Here is a 7784-nt window from a genome sequence, read left to right on the forward strand (position 1 = left end):
CGGCTCAGTGAGCCAGCGCCGGCTGACTGGCCTGGATCGCCAGCAACACCTCGAACTGGCTGCGCGCCAGCGGCTTGCTGAACAAAAAGCCCTGGGCGCAGTTGCACCCCAGCTCCCGCAAGAAGCGGCGCTGCTCCTCGTCCTCCACCCCCTCCGCCACCACGTCCAGCCCCAGGCTGCGGGCGATGGAGACGATGGCGCGGGTGATGGCGGCGTCGTCATTGTCGCGCACTGAATCCGCGATGAAAGAGCGGTCTATCTTCAGCCCTCGCACCGGCAGGCGCTTCAGGTAAGACAGCGAGGAATAGCCGGTGCCGAAGTCGTCGATGGACAGATACACGCCCAATTGCTGCAGCCGGCGCAGCATGTCCACCATGCCGCCGGCCTCATCCATCGCCACGCTCTCGGTGATTTCCAGCTCCAGGTCGGCGCTGTCCAGATCGTGCCGGCGCAGCATGTCCTCCAGTTGCCGGGTGAAATCGCCGTGCTTGAGCTGGCGGCCGGAAACATTGACCGCCACCCGCCCCGGCAAATGGCCGGCATCGCGCCAGCGGCGGATATCGGCGCAGGCGGTGTCCAGCACCCAATTGCCGATCTGCACGATCAGCGCGCTCTCCTCCGCGATCGGAATGAAGCGGTCCGGCGGCACCAGGCCCAGTTCCGGATGGCGCCAGCGCAGCAGCGCCTCGGCGCCGACGATGCGGCCGCTGTCGAGCGCGACTTTAGGCTGGTACCACAGCTCAAGTTCCTGCTGCGCCAAGGCGCGATGCAGGCTGTACTCCAGCTTCAGCCGCTCCAGCGCCCGCGCGTTCATATCGGCGGTATAGAACTGAAAACCGTTCTTGCCGCGCTGCTTGGCGCGGTACATCGCCGTGTCCGCGTGCACCAGCAAGGTGTCGGCGTCGCGGCCGTCGTCCGGGAACATGCTGATGCCTATGCTGGCGGAGATGAACATCTGCTGGCCATCCGCGCCGGACAGCGCGGTGATGGCGTCCAGGATGGCCTGGGCGCGCGCCGCCACCTGCGCTTCGCCGGCCGCGCCCTCCAGCAGTACGGTGAATTCGTCGCCCGACAGCCGCGCCGCCGTCTCGCCAGGCAGCAACAGCGACTGCAATTGGCGCGCGATGTGGATCAGCAACTGGTCGCCGGCATAGTGGCCCAGCGTATCGTTGACCAGCTTGAAACGATCCAGATCGATGAACAACAGCGCCACCCCATAGCCGCCGGCATCCGCGCCGTCCACAGCCAGCTGCAAGCGCTCCAGAAACAAGGTGCGGTTCGGCAGGCTGGTCAGCGCGTCGTGGTTGGCCAGGAAGTGCAGCCGCTCCTCCGCCTGCTTGCGCTGGGTGATATCGGAAAACACCGCCACATAATGCAGGCATTCGCCTTGGCCATCGCGGATGGCGGTGATGCTCAGGTGTTCGGTGTACAGCAGGCCGCCCTTGCGCCGGTTCACCACCTCGCCCTGCCAGCAGCCGTCGCGCAGCAGGGTCTGCCACATGTGGTAATAAAACTCCGGCGGCTGCCGGCCGGACTTCAGCATGGCCGGCGTCTGTCCCATCGCCTCCTCGCGGCTGTAGCCGGTGATGCGGCTGAAGGCCGGATTCACCGACTGGATCACGCCGTTGCGGTCGGTGATGACGATGCCTTCCATGGTCGATTCGAATACCTTGTCGGCCAGCAGCAAGCTGTGCCGCGACTGCTGCAAGGCGTGGTCGCGCTGGCGCAGCGCCTCGTTCAGCTCATGCAGGTATTCGTGCTCGATGCCCTGCACGATGTCGTCGAAACCAAGCAGCTTCAGCAACTGGCCGTGCTCGCCGAATACCGCCAGATGGCGGATATTGTGTTGCTGCACCAGTTGCCTCGCCTGCAGCAGGCTGGCCGTGTCCGCCACGCCGATCAAGGGCTTGCGGCAGCCCTCGCCCAGCGTCGGCGGCAGGGCGTCGGCGGCCAGCCAGCGCAGCACGTCGCGCTGGGTGACGATGCCGTAAGCGCCGTCGTCCAACGCCACCGCCAGCGCGGATAGCGCGTGTTCGCGCATGGCCCGCATCGCCTCCTGCGCAGACGCGGCGGCAGGCAGAATGCGCGCAGGCTGGCCGGGCAGATCGCGCACCCGCTTGACGATCAGGAACGACTCCAGCCCCTGGTTGCGCACGATATCGGTGAGAGTGACCATGCCCAGCGGCGCGCCGTTTTTCATGACCAAAGCGTGGCGCAGCTGGCGCGCGCGGAATTCCCGCACCACGGCCAACAGCGGCATATCGTGCGGCAACAGCACCACCCCGGCGCTGACCGCCTGTCCCACGGGCAGCAGCGGATCGACCCGCCCCAGCGAGGCATCCAGCGCATCGGCCTCGGTCCAGATGCCCAGCACCTCGCCGCTGTCCTCGTGACGCACCACGATGGAGCTGCAGCCGGCCGCCATCATGCGGCTGGCCGCCTCCCGTATGGACAAAGACTGCGGACAGCTGAGCAGGTCGCACGAGGCGATCTCGGCTATGGTTTGGTCGGGATGAGGCAGGGGCATGGGAATGGATGCGTCATATTCGGTGACGGCCATTATAACGTTAACCCTGCTGCAACAAGGCTGCCTGGCGCAAAATAATGCCAAACAAGAAAAAGGCGCCGCGATTGCCGTGGCGCCTTATCAGTAATCCAAATGCCAGCCTAGCGGCGCATGCCCCACAGATCGTGTTCGCTGCAGTCGACGATTTCCACCTGGTAGAACTCGCCCACCTGCATGCCGGCGGCGTCCTCGACAAACACCAGCCCGTCGATCTCCGGCGCGTCGGCGTAGCTGCGGCACACGGCCGTGCCTTCGTCGTCGATCTCGTCTACCAGCACCTGCAGGGTCTGGCCGACGCGGCGCTCCAGACGGCGCGCGCTGATCTCGGCCTGCACGGCCATGAAGCGTTCCTTGCGCGCCTCCTTCACCTCTTCCGGCACCGGATTCGGCAGTTCGTTGGCGGTGGCGCCTTCCACCGGCGAATAGGTGAAGCAACCGACGCGGTCCAGCTCGGCCTCGCGGATGAATTGCAGCAGCTCTTCGAAGTCTTCTTCGGTTTCGCCGGGGAAGCCGACGATGAAGGTGGAGCGGATCACCAGCTCGGGGCAGATCTCGCGCCACTTCTTGATGCGGGCCAGCACGTTGTCGCTGTTGGCCGGACGCTTCATCAGTTTGAGGATTTTCTGGCTGGCATGCTGGAACGGGATGTCCAGATACGGCAGGATCTTGCCGTCGCGCATCAGCGGAATCACCTCGTCCACGTGCGGATACGGGTAGACATAATGCAGGCGCACCCAGATGCCGTGGCGGCCCAGCTCCTCGCACAGCTCGGTCATGCGGGTCTTGACCGGGCGGCCGTTGTGGAAGCCCAGCTTGTACTTGGTGTCCACGCCGTAGGCGGAGGTGTCCTGCGAGATCACCAGGATTTCCTTGACGCCGGCCTTGGCCAGGCTCTCGGCCTCGCGCAGCACGTCGTGAATCGGACGGCTTTCCAGATCGCCGCGCATCGACGGGATGATGCAGAAGGTGCAGCGATGGTTGCAGCCTTCGGAAATCTTCAGGTAGGCGTAGTGCTTGGGCGTCAAGCGCACGCCGATGTCCGGCACCAGATCGACGAAGGGGTCATGCGGCTTAGGTAGGTGGGTATGCACCGCGCTCATCACTTCCTCGGTGGCATGCGGACCGGTGACGGCCAAGACCGAAGGGTGCGTTTCGCGCACGACATCGCCCTTGGCCCCCAGACAGCCGGTGACAATCACTTTGCCATTCTCGTTCAGCGCCTCGCCGATGGCGTCCAGCGATTCCGCCACGGCGGAGTCGATAAAACCACAGGTATTCACCACCACTAGGTCCGCCCCGTCGTAGGAAGCGGCGATGTCGTAGCCTTCGGCGCGAAGGCGGGTCAGGATCTGTTCGGAGTCGCTCGCGGCCTTGGGGCAGCCCAGCGATACGAAACCAACACGAGGAGTTTTATTCATAGCGAGTGCGCGAAAAACGAAAAACGCGAAAGTATACAGCGATTTACACTTCCGTGATCAAAACTATCATCGCGGACACGCACGCCATCCGCGGCAACTGGATACGCCTTCAGCAATAGCCGCCAGCGCTTAACTGATGACAGGCCCATTCGCCGTCTCGCCGGCGCAACATGAACTTCGACTGGCGAGGCCGGTCCGACTGTCGTTATCCCGGCACATCCACCCTATCGCATCCTTCCGCTTACCTATCCAGCGGCCGCTTTTGCCGCCAACAAAACATGCGACCGCTAGCCAGGATCGCTACCCGGTTTTGTTCGCAACGCTTCATCATTCATCGCACAGGACTACCCACATGCTGTTTCAACATGCCGACCTCAAGTTGCGCCCGCTGGAGCGGGACGACCTCGCCTTCGTCCACGAAATGGACAACAACGCCAACATCATGCGCTACTGGTTCGAAGAGCCTTACGAAGCTTTTGTCGAACTGCTGGATCTGTACGACAAGCACATCCATGACCAAACCGAGCGTCGCTTCGTCATCGTAGGCGGAGAGCAGAGAGTGGGCTTGGTCGAGCTGGTGGAAATCGACTACATCCACCGCCGCGCGGAATTCCAGATCATCATCCACCCGGCGCATCAGGGCCGGGGCTATGCCAGCACGGCCACCCAGCTGGCGCTGCGCTACGCGTTCAACGTGCTCAATCTGTATAAGGTATATCTGGTCGTCGACAAGGAAAACGCCAAGGCGGTCCACGTCTACGAGAAGCTGGGCTTTCGCAAGGAGGGCGAGCTGATAGACGAATTCTTCGCCAATGGCCGCTACCGCAGCGCCTTGCGGATGTGCATATTCCAGCCTGAATTTCTGAAACAGGCGTCCTGACGCTCCAAACCGCCCGCCGATGACGCCCCGGGCGGGCGTCATCGCCACGGAACACGCATGAAGGGGGCATGGCCGCGGCTCCCCTATCCCTCCGCGGCGCCGCGCCGCGCGCAAACAAACTCACCCATCACCGGGCATCCCGCCTCATCCCGGACCGGCAGCCGCTCCCGCGTCAGCACGCGCCAGTTGCCCGCCAGCAAACGGTCCAGATAGCCGGGGTGATGGCGATAGCGTCCGCTATGGTGCAGCCGGTAGTCGCCTGGATCATCCTCCAGCATTTCCGTGCAGAACAGCAGCAGGCCTCCGGGGCTCAACGAAGAGGCGCACAAATCGAACAGCCCATCCAGCGTCCCCAGATACGGCAGGGTGTCCAGGCAGGAGATCAGGTCGTAGCCGCGCAGTCCCAATCGCAGATGGTCCAGCATATCCGCCTGATGCAAGTTATCGAACAGCTGCTTGGCGCGAGCCTGTTCCAGCATGCCTTCGCTCAGGTCCACGCCGTCCAGGCGGCGGGCATACGGCCTCAGGACCGCGCCGATGAGGCCGGTGCCGCAGCCCAGGTCCAGCACGGTACGCGAAGCCGGCGCGATGGCGAGGCGGGCCAGGCAATCGGCCACCCATTGCGGGCCGTGATAACGCAAGCGGGTCAATGCCTGATCAAAGCCAGCGGCCGCCGCGTTAAATGCCTGGCCGACATAAGCATCGGAACAGCCTGGGGGCATATCGCCCTTCCCAAACGCCGCCAGCATGTGCAAGGCCACCGGATGGTCCGGCTGCTGAGCCAGCCAGCTCTCCGCCATGGCCCGTGCCTGATCCCCGCGGCCCAGTTCGCACCAGGCCTGGGCCACGGCGATCGGCGTCATCTTGCCCGGCGGCTCCGCCAATACGCCCTGCGCGTTGCTGCGTCTGGCTTCCGCATACCGCTGCTGCGGCAGCAGCGCGTCGCGCAATAGGTAATAGGCGTCGGGGCATTGCGGATCGAGCGAGACGGCCTGCCGCAAAGCGTGCTCCGCCTCCCCATCGTGCCCCGCCTGCGTCAGCAAGGCCCCCAGATGTGTCCAGTAACAATAACGCGAAGGGTCAAGCTCAATAGCCGTCCGCATGGCGGCGATGGCCTCATCCCCCCTGTGCAGGCGCGCGCTGGCCAGGCCCAGGTTGAAATGCCACTCCGCGTGCGAGCCGTCGCTTGCCACGGCGCGCGACAACAAGGCATAAGCGTCTGCCAGCCGTTCTTGCTGGAGCAACAGAAAACCCAGCCAATGGCCGGCCGCCACGCCCACCGCTTCGTCGCCAAGCAGCGCGCGGTAGGCCGCCTCTGCAGCGGCCGCCTCGCCCGCCAAGTGCAGCCGCTGCGCCTGCCGCAATGCTTGTTCGCTCGTCATCTACACCTTGCCATGTGCGAAAAAATAAAGCCGAAGGCGAAACCGCCTCCGGCTTGTTGCTTAGGTCTGCCAGGCAATGGAGCGCCCGTCCCGTTCGCTCAGGACTTGTCCTTGTCCTTTTCTTCGGCGCCCGGATAAGCCGGGAAGCCGAAACCGCCGAACAGCTGCTTGGTCTGCTCCTGCATGCGGTTCTGCATTTCCAGGAACATGCCGGTGCTTTGCTCCATGTAGTTGGCCATCATGTTCTGGATGGCCGGACCCTGCAGCTTCATGAACTCGCCCCACAGCGGAGTGTTGAGCATGGCGTTGTCGCCGTAAATGGCGCGGGTCTGCTCCTGCATCTTTTGTTGCAGCTGCGAGAACAATTGCAGATTCTTTTCCAGGAACGGGCCCATCATGCCCTGCATGGCCTGGCCATAATAACGGATGAACTGAGTCAGCACTTCGTAGCTGAACATCGGCATCCCGCCGTTTTCCTCTTCCAGAATGATCTGCAGCAATACGCTGCGGGTAATGTCTTCCTGCGTCTTGGCATCCACTACCTGGATATCCACATTGTCCAGAACCAGCTGCTTGACATCGCCCAGCGTGATGTAGGAACTGGTGGCGGTATCGTACAGTCTACGGTTCGGGTACTTCTTGATGACCCGTTTCTCAACACTCATTTAACGCTCCTGGTTATTGTCGTGGCGTTGTCCGCTGGCAATCTAACATAAATACAACAGAGTAGAGCAAATCTACTACCAATCCACCAACTCGTGTGCTACATTTCGTCGTCATTGTGCAATGCACAATCCATCCAAGCACAGCAATCGTTCGACCCCATTTTCCACGTAATGGAGGTTTTACACCATGTCCTTAAACAATGAACAGCTGAACAAACTGTCGCTGACCGGCATCGAGTCCTCTCTGCGCTTCGCCCAGATCGCGCTGGATAGCGCCGAACGCCTGGTCAAGCTGCAACTGGACGTTTCCAAGCAATCCCTGGAAGACCACACCAAAGCTGCCAAACAGCTGGGCGAATTCAAGGATCCGCAGGAAGCCGTCAACCACTTCAACAAGCTGGCCACCCAGAACATCGACAAGGCCGTCAGCCACTCCCGCAACGTGTATGAAGTGGTCTCCGCGGCGCAAAGCGAGCTGAGCAAGCTGGTGGAAGAGAGCGTTGGCCTGTACAACAAGTCGCTGATCAACTCGATCGAGTCGTTCGCCAAGAACGCCCCGGCCGGTTCCGACGCCACCCTGAACGCCGTCAAGACTTCGGTTGCCGCCGCGGCCGCCGCCGTCAACACCTTCAGCAAGGCTGCCCAGCAAGTGGCCGAATTCACCGACAGCAGCGTCAAGGCCGCGACCAGCGCCACTGCCGACGCGGTGAAGAACTCCGCCAAGCGCGGCGCTACCGTCTGAAAGATGGCGTGAAGCCATAGCCAACCCCGCCCTTGCCGGCGGGGTTAATGTGATGGTCAGCCCGACTCAACCGCCCTGCTGGCGTAGCTAGCAGGGCGGTTTCCCTTTCTGCGCAGGAGGTTCTCATGGCT

General features: G+C 62.8%; 7 protein-coding genes. 3 read left to right on the forward strand and 4 right to left on the reverse strand.

Annotated elements, in window-relative coordinates:
- Nucleotides 1–4: 4 nt before the first annotated feature.
- Nucleotides 5–2527: an EAL domain-containing protein gene (locus C2134_RS02025; protein ID WP_103317150.1), complete on the reverse strand. Its 2523-nt coding sequence runs from the start codon at nt 2525–2527 to the stop codon at nt 5–7.
- Between C2134_RS02025 and C2134_RS22030 the strand changes: the two genes are divergently transcribed.
- Complete coding sequence (locus C2134_RS22030; protein WP_255408065.1) at nt 2526–2654, forward strand: hypothetical protein; 129 nt, start codon at nt 2526–2528, stop codon at nt 2652–2654. The genes C2134_RS02025 and C2134_RS22030 overlap by 2 nt on opposite strands.
- A 13-nt stretch (nt 2655–2667) precedes the next feature.
- Here C2134_RS22030 and rimO read toward each other — a convergent pair whose 3' ends face one another.
- Nucleotides 2668–3984 (reverse strand): 30S ribosomal protein S12 methylthiotransferase RimO, encoded by a 1317-nt coding sequence (gene rimO / locus C2134_RS02030; protein ID WP_103317138.1) that lies wholly within the window; start codon nt 3982–3984, stop codon nt 2668–2670.
- Between the two features lie 352 nt (nt 3985–4336).
- Here rimO and speG point away from each other — a divergent pair, with 352 nt between their 5' ends.
- On the forward strand, nt 4337–4864 hold the full coding sequence (speG, locus tag C2134_RS02035; protein WP_103317140.1) for a spermidine N1-acetyltransferase: 528 nt from the start codon (nt 4337–4339) through the stop codon (nt 4862–4864).
- 83 nt (nt 4865–4947) lie between these two features.
- Here the strand turns inward: speG and C2134_RS02040 are convergent, their stop codons facing one another.
- Both C2134_RS02040 and phaR read right to left on the reverse strand, forming a co-directional pair.
- Nucleotides 4948–6246, reverse strand: a complete 1299-nt coding sequence (locus tag C2134_RS02040; protein WP_103317141.1) for a methyltransferase — start codon at nt 6244–6246, stop codon at nt 4948–4950.
- Nucleotides 6247–6344: 98 nt separating this feature from the next.
- Nucleotides 6345–6911, reverse strand: a complete 567-nt coding sequence (gene phaR, locus C2134_RS02045; RefSeq protein WP_043626620.1) for a polyhydroxyalkanoate synthesis repressor PhaR — start codon at nt 6909–6911, stop codon at nt 6345–6347.
- 187 nt (nt 6912–7098) lie between these two features.
- On the opposite strand from phaR, the gene C2134_RS02050 reads away from it, so the two are divergent.
- On the forward strand, nt 7099–7653 hold the full coding sequence (locus C2134_RS02050) for a phasin family protein (protein WP_043626618.1): 555 nt from the start codon (nt 7099–7101) through the stop codon (nt 7651–7653).
- Nucleotides 7654–7784: the final 131 nt, after the last annotated feature.

The sequence above is a fragment of the Chromobacterium sinusclupearum genome, assembly GCF_002902845.1.
GTDB classification, from domain to species: domain Bacteria; phylum Pseudomonadota; class Gammaproteobacteria; order Burkholderiales; family Chromobacteriaceae; genus Chromobacterium; species Chromobacterium sinusclupearum.